Genomic DNA, 16,688 nt, shown 5'->3' on the forward strand with positions numbered 1-16,688 from the left:
CCCTTCGAGGGCGCCGACCGGCGACTGCGAGTCATATGCGAATGATGATCATCTCTTTCGTACGACGACGAAGTCCGCGAGCGCCGTGAGCTGCGCACGCACGGTTTCCGGCATGTCGACACCGTGCAGCGCCTCGATGGCGACCGCATGCTGCCGACGGGCCTCCTGGGCGGTCCACTCGCGGCCGCCCGCCTCCTCGATGAGCGCCGCCCGGGCGGCGAACTCCTCCTCGGAGAAGCTGTCGAAGTCGGTGCTCTTGGCGTCCGCGGCGAGCAGCTCGCCGAGGCGCTCCGAGGCCGGTCCGCCCGCGGCGAGCGCGGCGACGACCGGCAGGGACTTCTTGCGCTGACGCAGATCGCTCCAGGTCTGCTTGCCGGTGGACTCCGGGTCGCCCCAGATACCGAGCAGATCATCGATGGCCTGGAAGGCGAGGCCGAGGTGGTAGCCGTACGCCTCCAGGGTGTCGGCGGTACGGTCGTCGGCGCCGCCGAGCACCGCACCGATGGAGACGGCGCAGGCGAGCAGGGCGCCCGTCTTGTTGCCCTCCATCTCCAGGCACTCCTCGACGGTGACCCGCTCGCGGTGCTCGTAGGAGATGTCCTGGGCCTGCCCGTCGATGAGCTTGCGGGTGGCGGTGGTCAGCCGGCGGGCCGCGCGGCCCGCCTCGACCGTGCCGAGCTCCAGCAGGATCTCGTTGGCCAGCGCGAACAGCGCGTCGCCGACCAGGATCGCCTGCGCGGGGCCGTGCACCTTCCATACGGTGTCGCGGTGGCGGCGCTGCTCGTCGCCGTCCATCAGGTCGTCGTGCAACAGCGAGAAGTTGTGCACGAGTTCGACGGCCACCGCGCCGGGGATGCCGGCCTCGGCTGCAGCGCCCGCCGCCTCGGCGGACAGCAGGGCGAGCGCCGGGCGGACCGCCTTGCCGCCGTCGCCGTCGGAGGGCCGGCCCTGGGCGTCGATCCAGCCGAAGTGGTAGGCGGCGACGGTGTCCATGGGCGGTGCGAGCCGGTCAACGGCGGCCCGGAGCACCGGAGCGGACAGGGCCCGTCCGCGCTCCAGAAGCACGGTGACGTCCGCGGTGTCTACCACGGTGTCGAAAGCCGGATTCGCCGGGGTCACTGACTCTCCTCTTGTTCCGGTGGTACTGCTCATGCCGCCTCCTGCAGCGGAAGTTCATGGGTGCGGCCGAGCGTACGGAGCGCGGCGTCCGCGGCGCTGCACCCGCTGCGCACCGCGCCCTCCATCGTCGCGGGCCAGCCGGTGGCGGTCCATGCTCCGGCCAGATAGAGGCCGGGGGCACGGGTGCGGGTCCCGGGGCGCAGTCGGCCGACACCGGGAGCGGGGGCGAAGGTCGCTGTGCGTTCCCGGGTGACGAAGAAGTCCCTGATGCCGGCTCCGCGGGCGGCCGGCAGGAGCCGTTCCAGCTCGGGCAGGTAGCGACTGCGCAGCTCGGCGACGGGCAGGTCGATCTCGTCGTCGGCCGCGGACTGGGAGAGCGCGAGGTACTGTCCGGGGCCGGTCAGCCCCGAGGCGTCCGTACGGTCGAAGACCCACTGGACCGGGGAGCCGAGCGCGGCGAAGAACGGGCGGCGCAGCACCTTGCGGTCGTAGACGACGTGCACGTTGAGAATCGGTGAGGTGCCGATGGAGAGCAGCCTGCCCGGCTCGTCGAGTGCGCCTTCGGGCAGCAGGTCGTGCGTCTCGCGCTGCGGGACGGCGAGGACGACGGTGTCCGCCTCGATCCGTTCGGCGCCCGTGTCGACGATCCAGCGCCCGTCGGCGGAGCGGGTGACGGTGTCGGCCTTGGTGCGCAGTTCGGTCCGTACGCCGACGGAGTCGAGCGCCTTGCGGGTCAGCGTGTCGTGCACCTCGCCGAGCGGCACGCTCGCCCAGCCGATGTCGGCGGCGCCGGGCTCGGAAAGAAGTCCGGTCTTGAAAACCTTCGCGGCGAGGGCCAACGAGGAGTTCGGGGCGGTGGCGTTGAGTGTGGCGACGCCGACGAGGTCCCAGAGTGCCTCGATGGTGCGCGGGGACTGCCCGTGGCGGGTCAGCCAGCTTCCGAAGTCGATGGCGTCGAGCGCCGGGTCGTCCGGGTCGAGCCGGCCGAGCGCCAGTGCGGCGCGCCCGACACCTGCCCGCTCGGCGAGCGAGAGATGCGGGTAGCCCGCCAGCCCGGCGGCAAGGTGGAACGGCACCGGCAGGGCGTTGCGGCGCAGCCGTCCGAGCCGGGGCCCCGAGGGACGTCCGACATCGAGAACAGGCACGTCCAAACGGTTTTGCAGGGGTGCCAGGCGTGCGCCGCCGACCCGGTCGAGGAACCAGCGGTAGGCGGTGCAGCAGCGAAGGTAGACATGCTGACCGTTGTCCACCGTCAGTTCGCCGCGCTTGAAGGAGAAGGCGAGTCCGCCGAGCCTCGGCCGTCCTTCGAGCAGGGTCACGTCAAGCCCGGCGTCGGCGAGACGGAGGGCCGCGGTGATGCCGGCCAGTCCGCCGCCGATCACGACCGCGCGGGAGGAACGCAGGGCCTCGTCGGTCACGCGTCCCCCTTTCGCCGGGTCGCTCCGGTCGGCCCGGCCGGTCCGGCCAGGCTCGTCTTTTCGGTCAGGCACGCTGTTTCAGTCAGGGACGCGTCGGACCACCGCAGGGTTGCCCAAAGTCTGGACCGAGCGTCCGTGATGCAGATGGTGCGCGAGATATCTGCATTACGCATCAGACACGCCCCCGGGCCGTCCGGCGCGAAATGTACCGCGCGTCCAGACCCGACAGGCCGCGCACCGCGACGTACGCCTTCTCGTGGCCCGGCAGCGACACCCGGCCGCGCAGCACCGCCTCGGGGTCGCGCTCGATCCGGTCGAGCAGGCGGCGGTAGATACCGGCCATGGCGGCCACACAGGCGCCGCTGCGACGGTCCAGCATCGGCAGCAGCCGGTAGCCCTCGGCGAAGAGGGTGCGGGCGCGCCGCACCTCGAAGTGGACCAGGCCCGCGAAGTCGGAGCCGGGCGGCGGGGTGGCCCGGTGGAAGCCGGCGGAACAGCCGAACTTGGCGAGGTCGTCGGCGGGCAGATACGTACGCCCGTTGCCCGCGTCCTCGCGGACGTCGCGCAGGATGTTGGTCAACTGCAGGGCGAGGCCGAGCGTGTCGGCGTACTCCGCGGCGCGGTCGGCGCCGGGTGCGCCCGGTTCCGTACCGAAAACGCCCAGGCTGAGCCGGCCGATGGCCCCTGCGACACACCGGCAGTAGACCTTGAGGTCGTCCCACGTCTCGTACGTCGTGCCGCGCACGTCCATGAGCACGCCGTCGATCAGTTCGTCGAGCCCGCCGAGCGGCAGCGGGAACCGGCGCGCGGCATCGGCGAGCGCGACGGCCACCGGGTCGGTGTCGTCCTCGTCGATCGCGCCGTCCCGGATCCGGTCCAGCAGCGTGCGGGTGCTCTCCAGCCGGAGCCGCTTGGTCTCCGGCTCCAGCTCGCCGTCGCCGATGTCGTCGACCCGGCGGGAGAAGGCGTACAACGCCGACATGGCCTGCCGCTTCTCGGCAGGCAGCAGCCTGATTCCGTACGCGAAGTTACGCGCCTGCTGTCCGGTGACGGCCTCGCAGTAACTGTATGCGGCCTGTACCGGCGCCGACATGTACGTCGTCTGTCCCTCCACGGTCCGGCTCACCCCTCTCTACGCGCTCTTCGCAAGACAACTCCCACCTCGCGCAGCAAGCTGGGCTTGGTGGGCTTGGGCGGTCCGGGCAGTACGTCGAACCCGGCGGCCGCGATCGCGGTGAGGGCGGCGCGCCCCCCTCCCACGAATCCGGCGAGAAGCAGCTTGAGCCTGCCGTGGACGCTACCCACCAAGAGGGTGCCTTCATTCAGCAGGTTCCGGGCGCGTTCTGCTTCGTATGCAACCAGTGCACGCACCGATGCGCCCCCGGAGGGGGTTGCCAGGTCGCCCTCGGTGACGTGGAACCTGGCCATGTCGTCGGCCGGCAGATAGATCCGGTCGCGGCCGAGGTCCTCGGTGACGTCCTGGAGGTGCTCGACGATCTGCAGGGCGGTGCAGACGGCGTCGGAACGGCGGATCCGCTCGGGGCTCGCGGTGCCGGTGATCTGGAGGACCAGGCGGCCGACCGGGTTGGCGGAGAGTTCGCAGTAGGCGAGCAGCTCCTCGTACGTCCCGTACCGCCGGACCTTCTGGTCCTGCCGGTTGGCCTCGATGAGCCCGAGGAACGGCTCGGGCGTGAGGGCGCAGCGCCGCACGGTCGGGCGCAGCGCGCGCAGCAGCGGGTGGCGCGGGCCGTCGCCCGCGGTGTCGAAGACCCTGTGCAGGTCCGCCTCGAACGCGTCGAGCATCGCGAGCCGGTCATCGGTCTGCCCGGGGTCCAGCCCGAGGTGGCGGGCGTCGGCGCCGCCGGGGGCGAGATCGCCGTCACCGATGTCGTCGACCAGGCGGGCGTAGCCGTACACCGCCATCAGATCGTTACGCCAGGCGCGTGGCAGGAAGAACGGCGCCACGGGGAAGTTCTCGTCCGCGGCCTTGTCGAGCGTGGCGGGTACAGCGGCGTCATGGCGCGCCTGCTGGGTACGGGTCACCACTGACCGTCCGGCGCGGGGACGGCATATACACCTCGGAGCTGGAGATTTTCCGTCATTGCCGTCACATCTCCCGTTCTACACTGCTGACCCAAAACATCCCATTCCGGACACGCCGCCCGCTCTCCCGAGTGCGGAGGACCACCTACGGGCGGTACACCCAGGCGGTATCGCCCCACTTGCCACGAATCAGCACCGGTACAGCTTACGTTGTACAACGCCCAGGCATACGCCGGGGTGTAGCGCGCATTACAACAACGCTGCGTTCTCCGCCAACCTTCCCCGCGTACAAGGAAATTGACGTCATCCGGCGGGAGGAGATCTTCCCCGGGCGTGCGTCGGCGCGGCGCACGCCCCCCGCGGCGTCCACGATCCGGACACGGCAGCGGCCTCTGCCGGAGTGCTCCGGCTGAGGCCGCCGCGGTGTCGGAGAGCGGTGGGGGTGCTACTTCCCGGTCTCCCGCTCGTACGCCTTGAGGACCTCGTCGGTGGGGCCGTCCATCAGCAGCTCGCCCTTCTCCAGCCACAGCACCCGGTCGCAGGTGTCCCTGATGGACTTGTTGCTGTGGCTGACCAGGAAGACCGTGCCCGCTTCCTTGCGCAGCTCGCGGATGCGCTTCTCGGAGCGGATCTGGAACTTGCGGTCGCCGGTGGCCAGCGCCTCGTCGATCATGAGGACGTCGTGCTTCTTGGCGGCGGCGATGGAGAAGCGCAGCCGGGCGGCCATGCCGGAGGAGTACGTCCGCATCGGCAGGGTGATGAAGTCGCCCTTCTCGTTGATGCCCGAGAAGTCGACGATCCCCTGGTAGCGCTCGCGGATCTCCTCGCGTGTCATGCCCATCGCGAGCCCGCCGAGCACCACGTTCCGCTCACCGGTCAGGTCGCTCATCAGCGCCGCGTTCACACCGAGCAGCGACGGCTGGCCGTCCGTGTACACCTTGCCGTGCTCGGTCGGCAGCAGACCGGCGATGGCCCGCAGCAGGGTCGACTTGCCGGAGCCGTTGGAGCCGATGAGACCGATGGCCTCGCCCCGGTAGGCGGTGAAGGAGACGCCGCGTACGGCGTGCACCTTACGGACTCCGCGCGCCTCGCCCTTGCCGCGGCGCAGTATCCGGCTCAGCGCCGCGGTGGCACTGCCCTTGCCTCCGCCGCCGGCGTTGACCCGGTACACGATGTGCACATCGTCGGCGATGACGGTGGGGACGCGCCCCGAAGTGTTGTCCTCAGCCACGGCCGTACCGTTCCTCTGCCTTCCAGAAGTACACAAAGCCCGCGACGCCGATGAAGGCCGCCCAGGCGAGCCCGACGATCCACACGTGCGGCGGCAGGTTCTCGGAGCCGTACCCATCGATCAGTGCGAAGCGGATCAGGTCCATGTAGATGGCCGCCGGGTTGTACTGCAGCACCCTGCCGATCCACTCAGGCTTGCCCTGCAGCATCAACGGGATGGAGAACATGACACCGGACGCGTACATCCAGGTGCGCATGACGAACGGCATCAGCTGGGCCAGGTCCGGGGTCTTGCTGCCGAGCCTGGCCATGATCAGGGCGAGACCGGTGTTGAAGACGAACTGCATGACGAGCGCGGGGACGATCAGCAGCCAGGACAGCGACGGATAGCTGCCGAAGCCGACCACCACGACCGCCATCACGATCATCGAGTACAACAACTGCTGGAGCTGTTGCAGCGAGAAAGAGATGGGCAGCGAGGCGCGCGGGAAGTGCAGCGCGCGGACCAGTCCGAGGTTTCCGGAGATCGCCCGTACGCCCGCCATCACCGAGCTCTGCGTAAAGGTGAAGACAAATACGCCCGTCACCAGGAAGGGGATGAATACCTCCTGGGACATTCCCTTTCTGGTGCCCAGAATCAGCCCGAAGATCAAGAAGTAGACCAGGGCGTTGAGCAGCGGCGTGGCCACCTGCCACAGCTGGCCGAGCTTGGCCTGGCTGTACTGGGCAGTCAGCTTCGCCCGGGAGAACGCCATGATGAAGTGGCGGCGCCCCCAGAGCTGCTGCACGTACTCGAACAGCCCGGGCCGGGCACCGCTCACCGTCAGGCCGTACTTTTCGGCCCTCTCGGCGGCGCTCAGGCCGTCGTCGGCGGATGGCGGGGTGCTCAGCGCGACCGCACCATCATGGGTTGTGTCACTCACCAGATGAAACTCTCGTATTCAAGATGCGCAGCCAGTCGCGGGCGCGGTTCAGGCGGACAGGTCGCGTAAAGAAAAAAATACGCCTCATGCTCTCAGAGGAGAGCTTCTCAGATCACGGGAGGTCGGCCCAGTCTGGTCAGCCGCCATACCGTACGCCACCTCATCGGACGGCGCGGTCCGCAGGGCTTCGCCCAGCCTTCCCGGAATCCGCCGAACCACGCCTTCAGGGCGGGGCCCGAGGGCTTGCGGAGCAGGGTCAGCAGCAGCCAGACGCCCAGGTAGACCGGCACCAGCGGTGCGGGCAGATTACGGCGTGCCAGCCAGACCCGGTTACGGGCCACCATGCGATGGTAAACCGCGTGCCGCGACGGGGCGGTGGTCGGATGGTTGAGCACCATGTCGGCGCGGTAGTCGATCATCCAGCCGGCGTCCAGCGCCCGCCAGGCGAGATCGGTCTCCTCGTGCGCGTAGAAGAAGTCGCCCGGCAGCCCGCCGACCTCGGCGAGGACCCGGGTCCGGACGGCATTGGCGCCGCCGAGGAAGGTCGTCACCCGCGACGACCGCATCGGGTCGGCGGCGCGCAGCCGCGGGACATGCCGGCGCTGGGTGACACCGGTGTCCGGGTCGGCGATCCGGAAGCTGATTATGCCCAGCTTCGGGTCCTCCTCGAACGCCTGGCGGCACAGCTCGGCGGTGTCGGTCAGCGGCAGCAGTCCGTCGTCGTCGAGGAAGAGCAGGGCGTCGACGTCGGCGCCGGACGGGCCGAAGGCCTCGATACCGACGTTGCGGCCGCCGGGGATGCCCAGGTTCTCGGGGAGCTCGACCGTCCGGACGCCCGGGGGGACGTCCGGGACGGGGGCGCCGTTGCCGACGACCACCGTCTCGATCCGGTCGCCGTCCTGCTTGGCGACCGAATCGAGGAGGGCACGCAGCTCGTCAGGACGGTTTCCCATCGTGATGATGACCGCGCCGAGCTTCATGGGCGTGCTCACTTCAGCCTGCTCGATGCCAGGACCGACACGAGGTGGAGAAGGGTCTGCAGCAGAGCGATGCCGGCCAGGACCGCGACCGCGAGGCGGCTGAAGAAGAGATCGTCCCGGACCGAGTCCAGGACGGCCGCGACCAGAATCACCAGTGACGCCTCGACGCACAGGATCAGCCGGTGGAACTTGAGCGCACCGGCGGCCCGGCGGGCGAGCGCCATGCCGGACGAGCGCGGCTCGGACGCGGCCTCCTTGACCGGCGGCAGCCCGCCCTGGTGACGTGCGACCCCGACGAGGTCGGTCTCCGCCTTGATCAGGATGGCGCCCAGGGCCGCGAGAGTACCCAGGAAGGCCCAGAGCCAGTCGATCCGTCCACTGCCCCACAGGTCGGCGGCGCGCAGGCCGAAGCCGACCAGCACGGCCGCGTCGCAGAGATAGGCGCCGACACGGTCCAGGTAGACGCCGCCCAGGGAGAACTGCTGCTTCCAGCGCGCCAGCTCGCCGTCGACGCAGTCGAGCAGCAGGTAGAGCTGGACCATGAGAACCCCGAGCAGCGCGCCAGGGATGCCCGGGACGAGCAGGGCCGGAGCGGCGAGCACGCCGGCGACGGTCATCAGGTAGGTCAGCTGGTTGGGCGTCACCCTGGTGTTCACCAGATACCGGTCCACACGCAGTGAGAGCTCACGCATGTAGAGCCGGCCCGCCCAGTGTTCACCGCTGCGCCGGTCCTTGACGCCCGGAGGGTGAACGACCGGACGGAGTTCAGCTACGGATGGTCTTGGCATAGTCGGCGTACGCGTCCCTGATCTGGTCGGTGGACAGGTTGAGGTGTTCCAGGATCGTGAAGCGTCCCGGGCGCGTCTGCGGGGCGTAGTCGACGGCCTGGACGAACTCGTCGGCCGTGAAGCCGATCTCGTCGGGCAGGACCGGCAGCCCGTGGCGACGCAGCGCGGCCGCCATGAGCAGCGACTCGTCCCGCGCGCCCCGCAGGTGCATGGCGAAGCAGGCGCCGAGGCCGACCTGTTCGCCGTGGCTGGCGGCGCGCTTGGGATACAGCAGATCGAAGGCGTGGTTGATCTCGTGGCAGGCGCCGGAGGCCGGCCGGGAGTCCCCGGCGACCGACATGGAGATGCCGGTCAGCACCAGGCCCTCGGCCAGCACCTTCAGGAAGGAGTCGTCGCCGACCCCGCCGGGGTGGCGCAGCACGGCCTCGCCGGCCTGCCGGGCCATGGCCGCGGCGAGTCCGTCGATCTCCTCGCCGTTGACCTGGTGGGCGAGTTCCCAGTCCGCCACGCACGAGATGTTGGAGACCGCGTCGCCGATGCCGGAGCGCACATAGCGGGTGGGCGCCTCACGGATGATGTCCAGGTCGATGACGACGGCGATCGGGGTGGGGACGCCGTACGAACCCCGTCCGTTGTCGTTGTCCAGGGTCGCGACCGGCGAGCAGAGACCGTCGTGCGAGAGGTTCGTCGCGACCGCGACCATCGGCATGCCCACGCGCGCCGCGGCGTACTTCGCCACGTCGATGATCTTGCCGCCGCCGAGGCCGACCACCGCGTCGTACCGGTCGCCCTTGATGTCGTCGGCGAGCTTGACGGCCGAGTCGATCGTGCCGTCGGCGACCTGGTACCAGTGGGCGCCGGGCAGCGCCGGGGCGAGCCGCTCGCGCAGGGCCAGGCCGGAACCGCCGCTGATCGCGACGGCGAGCTTGCCGGAGGCGGAGATCCGCTGGTCGGCGAGGAGGGCCGCCAGATCGTCCAGGGCACCGCGCCGGATGTCGACGACGACGGGCGACGGAATGAGCCGGCTCAGTACTGGCATGCGATCTCACGGCCCTTCGCGAGGTCGTCGTGGTTGTCGATCTCGACCCACGTCACTTCGCCGATGGAGGCCACGTCGACGGTGAAGCCGCGGTTGACGAGCTCCTGGTAGCCGTCCTCGTAGTACAGGTCCGGGTCGCGCTCGAACGTCGCCTTCAGGGCGTCGGCCAGCTCCGCGGCGGCCTCGGGCTCGATGAGGGTGACGCCGATGTACTCGCCGGTCGCGGTGGCCGGGTCCATCAGCTTGGTGATGCGCCGCACGCCCTTGTCACCGTCGGTGATGACCTTCATCTCCTCGTCGGCGAGGTTCTTCACCGTGTCGAGGGCGAGGATGATCTTCTGGCCGTTGCCGCGGGCGGCGAGGAGCGTCTTCTCGACGGAGACCGGGTGCACGGTGTCGCCGTTGGCGAGGATCACACCTCGCGCGAGCACGTCACGGGCGCACCACAGGGAGTAGGCGTTGTTCCATTCCTCGGCCTTGTCGTTGTCGACGAGGGTGAGCGTCAGGCCGTACTTCGCCTCGAGCGCGGCCTTGCGCTCGTAGACGGCCTCCTTGCGGTAGCCGACGACGATCGCGACCTCGGTGAGACCGATCTCCGCGAAGTTGGCCAGCGTGAGGTCGAGCACGGTCTTCTCGCCGTCGACCGGCACGAGGGCCTTCGGAAGCGTGTCGGTGTAGGGGCGCAGACGCCGTCCGGCACCGGCTGCGAGTACGAGGCCGATCATGCGGGTTCTCCTTCGTCGTGAACGGCAGGTGCTCCGGAGGAGACCCAGAAACGGATGGACTCGACAAGCACCACCAGTGCCACGGCCACTGCGAGAGCGGTGAGTGCCACGGTGAAGCCTGAATGCTGAGTGAATACGGCGGCGAGTACGGCCACCACCAAGGTCCGGCCCTCGTGCCCACCGATCGTCCGCACCAGCCACTGGGGCGGCGCGCCGGTGCCCCCGCGAATGCGGTACACCGTGTCGTAGTGATGGTAGGCGACGGCCGAAACCAGCCCGAAAGCCGCAGGAAGAGCTTGATCGACATCGCTGCGGGCGGCCAGAGCCAGGATCGTGCAGTACTCCGCCGCCCTGAATATCGGGGGTACGAGCCAGTCGAGTGCGCCCTTGAGCGGGCGGGCCACGGCGACGCCTGAGCAGACCGCGTAGAAGACCGCGGCGACGATCATCTGCCGGCTGCCGAACGGCTGCGTCAGAGCGGCGGCGACCAGGGCGAGTGCGCCGACGAGGGCTGCCGCCGGTGCGGCCCAGCCGCTCCCGATACGGGGTCCCCGCGCCGCCATGAGCTGGGCCAGCGGCCCGGAGTCCGCGAGGTCGGCGAGTGCCCGGGCGGCCCGGTCGGTGCGCTGCGCCTTGCGGGTCAGCGAACGCAGCAGGCGGCCGGCGGTGGTGTAGCAGGCAGCGAAGGCACACCCGATCAGCAGGGCGTAGAAGACGATCCGCGGGGTGGTCACCGCCGTCAGCACGGCGATCATCGCCCACCGCTCACCGATCGGCAGCACGATCATCCGGCGCAGCCAGACCGTCCAGCCGACGCTGTCGAGTTTGTCGGAGAGCGCTGCAGTCGGGCTCGAATTGGCGATCGCGTCGTGGTTGGCCTCGTTGAACGCGAAGTCGACGACATGGCGGCAGGTCTGCAGCACCATCGCGCCGAGCGCGAGCGCCCATACGTCGTCGCCGTTGCGGGCGGCGCCGAGCGCCAGTCCCGCGTAGTACGCGTACTCCTTGGCCCGGTCGAACGTGGCGTCCAGCCAGGCCCCCATCGTCGAGTACTGCAGCGAGTAACGGGCGAGCTGCCCGTCGGTGCAGTCCAGGACGAACGAAAAGAGCAGCAGCAGCCCTGCGGCGATGTAGCCGCCGCGGCTACCGGTGGCCGCGCAGCCCGCCGCGATCAGCGCGGTGAGCAGGGAGGCGGTGGTGACCTGGTTCGGGGTGAGGCCGCGGCGCGCGCACCAGCGCGCGATGTAGCGCGAGTACGGGCTGATGAAGAACGTGGTGACGAAGCCGTCGCGGGCCTTCACGGCGCTGCGCAGCCGCACCGCCTCGTCGTCGACCGCGGCCACGGCGGACTGCGCGGTGGCGCGGGCGGCCTGGTCGGCGGGCACGGCGGCGACGAGCGAGCCGAGCTCGGGGCGCTGCACGGCTGTGCCCTCGGCCTCCAGTGCGACGGCGATGCGGCCGGGCACGGTGCGGTCGGTGACGGGCACGGTGTCCGCGCCGCCGGCCCGTCCCACAGGGACGCCCGCGCCGACTGCCGCAGCGGTGCTGCGCAGGGCCTGGACGAGCGCGGCACGCGCCTCCGGCTGCGCGGTGAGTGCACCGGGCACGGTGACGGCGGGAAAGCGGGGGTCGGTCAGTCCGAGTCGGAGGGCGTGAACATGCCCGACGAACCGGGGGTCGACCAGGGCGACGCGGACGTCGGCGGGAGCCGCGGCGAGCAGCTCCGCGGCTTCGGTGACATCAGCGGCGGCCTGTACGTCGAAGCCCAGCGACCTCAGATCGTCCTCGAGCGACGACCCGGGTACCGGCGCACCGGTGAGGATGGCGGTCGACAGACGAACTCACTCCTTGGTGCTGACAGGGACGGCGCGCGACAGTGCGGCCCGGATGCGGGCCGGCGGCACGTCGGCAGAGGCTATCTGATGAACGGAAGCGGGAGTTCACCGCCCGTTTATGTTCCGTTCGGGGTGGGCCGCCATGATGCGGCGCCGCCCGCGATCATCATCGTCGATCCCTGCCTCGCCCGACAAACCGCGGTGGCCACGGCCCCGGCCTCGGCTGATGGCCCACGGTTGCATGGACCTAGGCTGACAGACATGACATGGCTGATCACAGGCGGAGCGGGATATATCGGGGCACATGTGGTGCGTGCCATGACGGGCGCCGGGGAGCGGGTGGTCGTCCTGGACGACCTCTCCACCGGCATTCCCGACCGGCTCCCGGCCGATGTACCGCTGATCCGCGGCTCGGCCGCCGACCGCACACTGCTCGACCGGGTGCTCGCCGAGAACGCCGTGACCGGTGTGGTGCATCTCGCAGCGAAGAAGCAGGTCGGAGAGTCCGTCGAGAAGCCTCTGCTCTACTACCGGGAGAACGTCTCGGGGCTCGCGGTTCTGCTCGAGGCCGTCGTCGCGGCCGGTGTGCAGCGCTTCGTCTTCTCCTCATCGGCCGCGGTGTACGGCGTACCGGACGCGGAGCTCATCACCGAGGAGACCCCCTGCGCCCCGATCAATCCGTACGGTGAGACGAAGCTCGCCGGGGAGTGGCTGGTCCGGGCGGCCGGGAAGGCGCACTCCCTGTCCACCGGCTGTCTGCGCTACTTCAATGTGGCGGGAGCAGCCGAACCGGAACTGTCGGACACCGGTGTCTTCAATGTCATTCCGATGTTCTTCGACCGGCTGACCCGCGGCGAGGCCCCGCGGATCTTCGGCGACGACTATCCGACGCCGGACGGGACCTGCATCCGCGACTACATCCATGTCGCCGACCTCGCCGACGCGCATCTCGCGGTGGCCCGCAGGCTGAGCGAGCAGGGCGGTCCCGCGGACCTGACCGTGAACATCGGCCGCGGCGAGGGCGTCTCGGTGCGCGAGCTCGCCGATCTGGTGGGCGAGATCACCGGCCACCGCATCAAGCCGGAGGCCGAGCCGCGCCGGGCCGGCGACGCGGCCAGGGCCGTCGCCTCCGCCACGCGTATGTCCGAGGAGCTGGGCTGGACGGCCCGCCGCGGGGTGCGGGAGATGGTCGAGTCGGCCTGGGAGGGCTGGTGTCTGCGCCACCCCCAGGCGCTCGGCGCATGACCCGCGCATGATCGCCCAACCGCTCTGACCTGCGACCATTTCCGCAGGTCAGAGCAGTTGACAACGGTGTTCAGTGCCGTGTTGCCCGATACCCCCCACCCGTAGTTCACTGGCCTTCTCGGGCCGATACGGGCCCGGGTCCGCGAGACGACCGGAGGCGTCCCCATGGGGGCTGGGCACGATCACGGACACACACACGGGGGGCCGCCGCCGACCGGCACCGCGGCCGCCGCGTACAAGGGGCGACTGCGGGTCGCGCTCTGCATCACGCTCACCGTGATGGTCCTGGAGATCGTCGGCGGTCTGCTCTCGGACTCGCTGGCGTTGATCGCCGACGCCGCCCATATGGCGACCGACGCACTGGGGCTCGGCATGGCGCTGCTGGCGATCCACTTCGCCAACAAGCCGGCCGGACTCCACCTCACCTTCGGCTACGCCCGGGCGGAGATCCTCGCCGCTCTGGCCAACTGTCTGCTGCTGCTCGGGGTCGGCGGCTATCTGCTGTTCGAGGCGGTCGAGCGCTTCATCACACCGACCGAGACCCGGGGCGGCCTGACGATCGTCTTCGCGCTGCTCGGCCTCGTCGCCAACATGATCTCCCTGTCGCTGCTGATGCGCGGACAGAAGGAGAGCCTCAATGTGCGCGGCGCCTACCTGGAGGTGCTGGCGGACACGCTCGGCTCGGTCACCGTGCTCGTCTCCGCGGGCATCATCCTGGCGACCGGCTGGCAGGCCGCCGACCCGGTCGCCTCGCTGCTGATCGGCCTGATGATCGTCCCCCGCACGGTGAAGCTGCTCCGGGAGACACTCGGTGTGCTGCTGGAGTCGGCCCCGAAGGGGGTCGACATGGGAGAGGTACGAGCCCACATCACCGCCCTGCCCGGGGTGCTGGACGTCCACGACCTGCACGCCTGGACCATCACCTCGGGCATGCCGGTGCTCTCCGCCCATGTGGTGGTGCACCAGGAACTGCTCGACTCGGTGGGTCACGAGAAGCTGCTGCACGAACTGCAGGGCTGCCTCGGTGTCCACTTCGATGTCGAGCACTGCACATTCCAGCTCGAACCCATCGGTCATGCGGAGCACGAGGCCAAGCTCTGTCACTGAACAGCCCCTCGGGGGACGGGTGTAGGGTCCCCGCAGAGGCATTCGAGCCTCGCCCGTGTCTGAGAGAGGAGCTGAGGTTGATGACCGTCACGACGGCGCCTGCCCGGCGCAGCATTCGGTCCTTCTTCAGCTCCCGGGTTCCCGGCTAGCACCCCGACTCACGCCGAGTCGCGACGTTGACCGGAGCCCTCTCACTCAAGGGTTTCCCACGTTGACCGACAACGATCACGCCGTTCGTTACGAGGCGTTCTTCTCCCTGCACCACAACCTGCCGCGACAGAGCCCCGGCTCCGACGCCACCACCCGGCAGCTGCTCGCCCTCACCGGCCCGCTGCCGAATCGTCCGCGCGTCCTCGATCTGGGTTGCGGCCCGGGCAGGGCCGCACTGCTGCTCGCCGCCGAGGCGGGTGCCGAAGTGACAGCCGTCGACACCCACCAGCCGTTCCTCGACGAGCTGCGCGTGGCTGCCGAGGCGCGCGGGCTCGGCGACCGGATCCGTACCGTCCGGGCCGATATGGGCAAGCTCTCCGGCACCGGCACACCGGACCTCCCGGACGGGTCGTTCGATCTCGTCTGGGCAGAGGGGTCCGCGTACATCATCGGCTTCGACACCGCGCTGCGGGACTGGAGGCGGCTGCTCGCCCCGGGCGGCTCCCTGGTCGTCAGCCACTGTGTCTGGACGACGGACGAGCCGTCGGACGAGGCGCGCGCCTTCTGGGACCAGGACGGCCCGATGCTCCCGGTGGCCGCGCAGACCGCGGCGGCCGTCGCGGCCGGCTATCACGTCCTCGGGGTGCGGGTGCAGCCCGAAAGCGACTGGGACGAGTACTACGTCCCGCTCGCCCGGCATGTCGAAGCCGCGGATCCCTCGGCTCCCGGCATGGCGTGGGCGCTCGCGTCCACCCGTGCGGAACTGGCCATGCGCCGCGACCACGGCAAGGAGTACGGCTACGCCTCGTACGCCCTGCGTCCCGCCGACCCCCGCTGGACCACCCGGCCGGAGACGGCGGCGGACATCGAGGCCGTGCATACGGTCAACGCCGCCGCGTTCCCGACACCGGACGAGGCCGGTCTCGTCGACGCGCTGCGGGCCGATCCGTCGGCCTGGCTGCCCGGCCTGTCGTACGTGGCGCAGGACGGGCCGGACGGTCACATCGCCGCGTACGCGCTGCTGACCCGGTGCCGGGTCGGTGACGCACCGGCGCTGGCACTGGCACCCGTGGCGACCGTTCCTGACCGGCAGCGCGAGGGGGCCGGTCAGGCGGTGGTGCGGGCCGTGCTGGATGCGGCGCGGCTGCGGGGCGAACGGCTCGTGCTGGTGCTCGGGCATCCCGGGTACTACCCGAGGTTCGGCTTCGTACCGGCTTCCCGGTACGGGATCCGACCGGGCTTCGACGTGCCGGACGAGGCGATGATGGCTCTGGTGCTCGACGATTCCATGCCGGTGCCGCAGGGCATGATCCAGTATCCGGCGGCATTCGGAGTCTGACGCGTGGTCCGGTCCCACCGCATCCGTGCAGCGTGGTGGGACCGGACATGCCAGGACCCGAAGTACGGACAAGCCGCTTTTGTACGGCAGACTTGAGCAGACTCGAGGGGACCGGCGCACGGTGCCGGGGACCATAGCGAAGGATGGGTATGCCGACCACACCAGCCACCGCGGCGAACAGCTCGTCGAACGGCACAGCAGAAGCGATCATGCTCGAACTGGTCGACGAGAACGGCACCACCATCGGCACGGCGGAGAAGCTCGCCGCCCACCAGGCGCCCGGTCAACTGCACCGCGCGTTCTCCGTGTTCCTCTTCGACGAGCAGGGCCGGCTGCTGCTGCAGCGCCGTGCGCTCGGCAAGTACCACTCCCCCGGTGTCTGGTCGAACACCTGCTGCGGTCACCCGTATCCGGGCGAAGCGCCCTTCGCCGCTGCCGCCCGGCGTACCTACGAGGAGCTCGGGATCTCGCCGTCGCTGCTCGCCGAGGCCGGCACCGTCCGCTACAACCACCCCGACCCGGCATCCGGACTGGTGGAGCAGGAGTTCAACCACCTCTTCGTGGGCCTGGCGCAGGCGCAGCTGCGGCCGGACCCCGAAGAGATCGACGAGACGGCGTTCGTGGCCGCAGACGAGCTGGCGAAGCGGCATGACGAGGCGCCGTTCTCGGCCTGGTTCATGACGGTGCTCGATGCCGCACGCCCGGCGATCCGGGAGCTGACCGGCCCGTCCGCGGGCTGGTGACGGC

At 70.1% G+C, this 16,688-nt stretch carries 15 protein-coding genes; 4 read left to right on the forward strand and 11 right to left on the reverse strand.

Going from position 1 to position 16,688, the window contains the following annotated elements:
• Positions 1-48: 48 nt before the first annotated feature.
• From OHB49_RS07455 to OHB49_RS07505, 11 genes are all read right to left on the reverse strand, one after another.
• Positions 49-1,152: a polyprenyl synthetase family protein gene (locus OHB49_RS07455; RefSeq protein WP_030979785.1), complete on the reverse strand. Its 1,104-nt coding sequence runs from the start codon at positions 1,150-1,152 to the stop codon at positions 49-51.
• Positions 1,149-2,537, reverse strand: a complete 1,389-nt coding sequence (gene hpnE, locus OHB49_RS07460) for a hydroxysqualene dehydroxylase HpnE (protein WP_030979784.1) — start codon at positions 2,535-2,537, stop codon at positions 1,149-1,151. The genes OHB49_RS07455 and hpnE overlap by 4 nt, the downstream gene beginning before the upstream one ends.
• 172 nt (positions 2,538-2,709) lie before the next feature.
• Complete coding sequence (gene hpnD / locus OHB49_RS07465; protein ID WP_313941741.1) at positions 2,710-3,630, reverse strand: presqualene diphosphate synthase HpnD; 921 nt, start codon at positions 3,628-3,630, stop codon at positions 2,710-2,712.
• Between the two features lie 29 nt (positions 3,631-3,659).
• On the reverse strand, positions 3,660-4,580 hold the full coding sequence (gene hpnC / locus OHB49_RS07470; RefSeq protein WP_329158928.1) for a squalene synthase HpnC: 921 nt from the start codon (positions 4,578-4,580) through the stop codon (positions 3,660-3,662).
• 445 nt (positions 4,581-5,025) lie between these two features.
• The gene (locus OHB49_RS07475) at positions 5,026-5,811 is read right to left on the reverse strand and encodes an ABC transporter ATP-binding protein (protein ID WP_313940238.1); all 786 of its coding nucleotides are present in this window, start codon (positions 5,809-5,811) and stop codon (positions 5,026-5,028) included.
• On the reverse strand, positions 5,804-6,733 hold the full coding sequence (locus tag OHB49_RS07480) for an ABC transporter permease (RefSeq protein WP_329158929.1): 930 nt from the start codon (positions 6,731-6,733) through the stop codon (positions 5,804-5,806). The genes OHB49_RS07475 and OHB49_RS07480 overlap by 8 nt, the downstream gene beginning before the upstream one ends.
• A gap of 107 nt (positions 6,734-6,840) precedes the next feature.
• Positions 6,841-7,725, reverse strand: coding sequence for a glycosyltransferase family 2 protein (locus tag OHB49_RS07485; RefSeq protein ID WP_030979779.1), 885 nt, complete (start codon positions 7,723-7,725; stop codon positions 6,841-6,843).
• A complete protein-coding gene (locus OHB49_RS07490) occupies positions 7,722-8,501 on the reverse strand; it encodes a CDP-alcohol phosphatidyltransferase family protein (protein WP_078853068.1) in 780 nt (259 codons plus the stop codon). The genes OHB49_RS07485 and OHB49_RS07490 overlap by 4 nt, the downstream gene beginning before the upstream one ends.
• Complete coding sequence (locus OHB49_RS07495) at positions 8,479-9,540, reverse strand: iron-containing alcohol dehydrogenase family protein (RefSeq protein ID WP_030979777.1); 1,062 nt, start codon at positions 9,538-9,540, stop codon at positions 8,479-8,481. Before OHB49_RS07495 ends, OHB49_RS07490 begins: the two co-directional genes overlap by 23 nt.
• Positions 9,528-10,265, reverse strand: coding sequence for a phosphocholine cytidylyltransferase family protein (locus OHB49_RS07500; RefSeq protein ID WP_030979776.1), 738 nt, complete (start codon positions 10,263-10,265; stop codon positions 9,528-9,530). Before OHB49_RS07500 ends, OHB49_RS07495 begins: the two co-directional genes overlap by 13 nt.
• The gene (locus tag OHB49_RS07505) at positions 10,262-12,100 is read right to left on the reverse strand and encodes a DUF5941 domain-containing protein (RefSeq protein WP_329166391.1); all 1,839 of its coding nucleotides are present in this window, start codon (positions 12,098-12,100) and stop codon (positions 10,262-10,264) included. The genes OHB49_RS07500 and OHB49_RS07505 overlap by 4 nt, the downstream gene beginning before the upstream one ends.
• Before the next feature lie 261 nt (positions 12,101-12,361).
• Between OHB49_RS07505 and galE the strand changes: the two genes are divergently transcribed.
• The 4 genes from galE to idi all read left to right on the forward strand — a co-directional run bounded on the left by galE (position 12,362) and on the right by idi (position 16,684).
• Positions 12,362-13,345: a UDP-glucose 4-epimerase GalE gene (gene galE, locus OHB49_RS07510; protein WP_329158931.1), complete on the forward strand. Its 984-nt coding sequence runs from the start codon at positions 12,362-12,364 to the stop codon at positions 13,343-13,345.
• 165 nt (positions 13,346-13,510) lie between these two features.
• Positions 13,511-14,452, forward strand: a complete 942-nt coding sequence (locus tag OHB49_RS07515; protein WP_329158932.1) for a cation diffusion facilitator family transporter — start codon at positions 13,511-13,513, stop codon at positions 14,450-14,452.
• Positions 14,453-14,663: 211 nt separating this feature from the next.
• A complete protein-coding gene (locus OHB49_RS07520) occupies positions 14,664-15,941 on the forward strand; it encodes a bifunctional class I SAM-dependent methyltransferase/N-acetyltransferase (protein WP_329158935.1) in 1,278 nt (425 codons plus the stop codon).
• 149 nt (positions 15,942-16,090) lie between these two features.
• On the forward strand, positions 16,091-16,684 hold the full coding sequence (idi, locus tag OHB49_RS07525) for an isopentenyl-diphosphate Delta-isomerase (RefSeq protein ID WP_030979771.1): 594 nt from the start codon (positions 16,091-16,093) through the stop codon (positions 16,682-16,684).
• Positions 16,685-16,688 lie beyond the last annotated feature (4 nt).

The sequence above is a fragment of the Streptomyces sp. NBC_01717 genome, assembly GCF_036248255.1.
GTDB lineage: Bacteria > Actinomycetota > Actinomycetes > Streptomycetales > Streptomycetaceae > Streptomyces.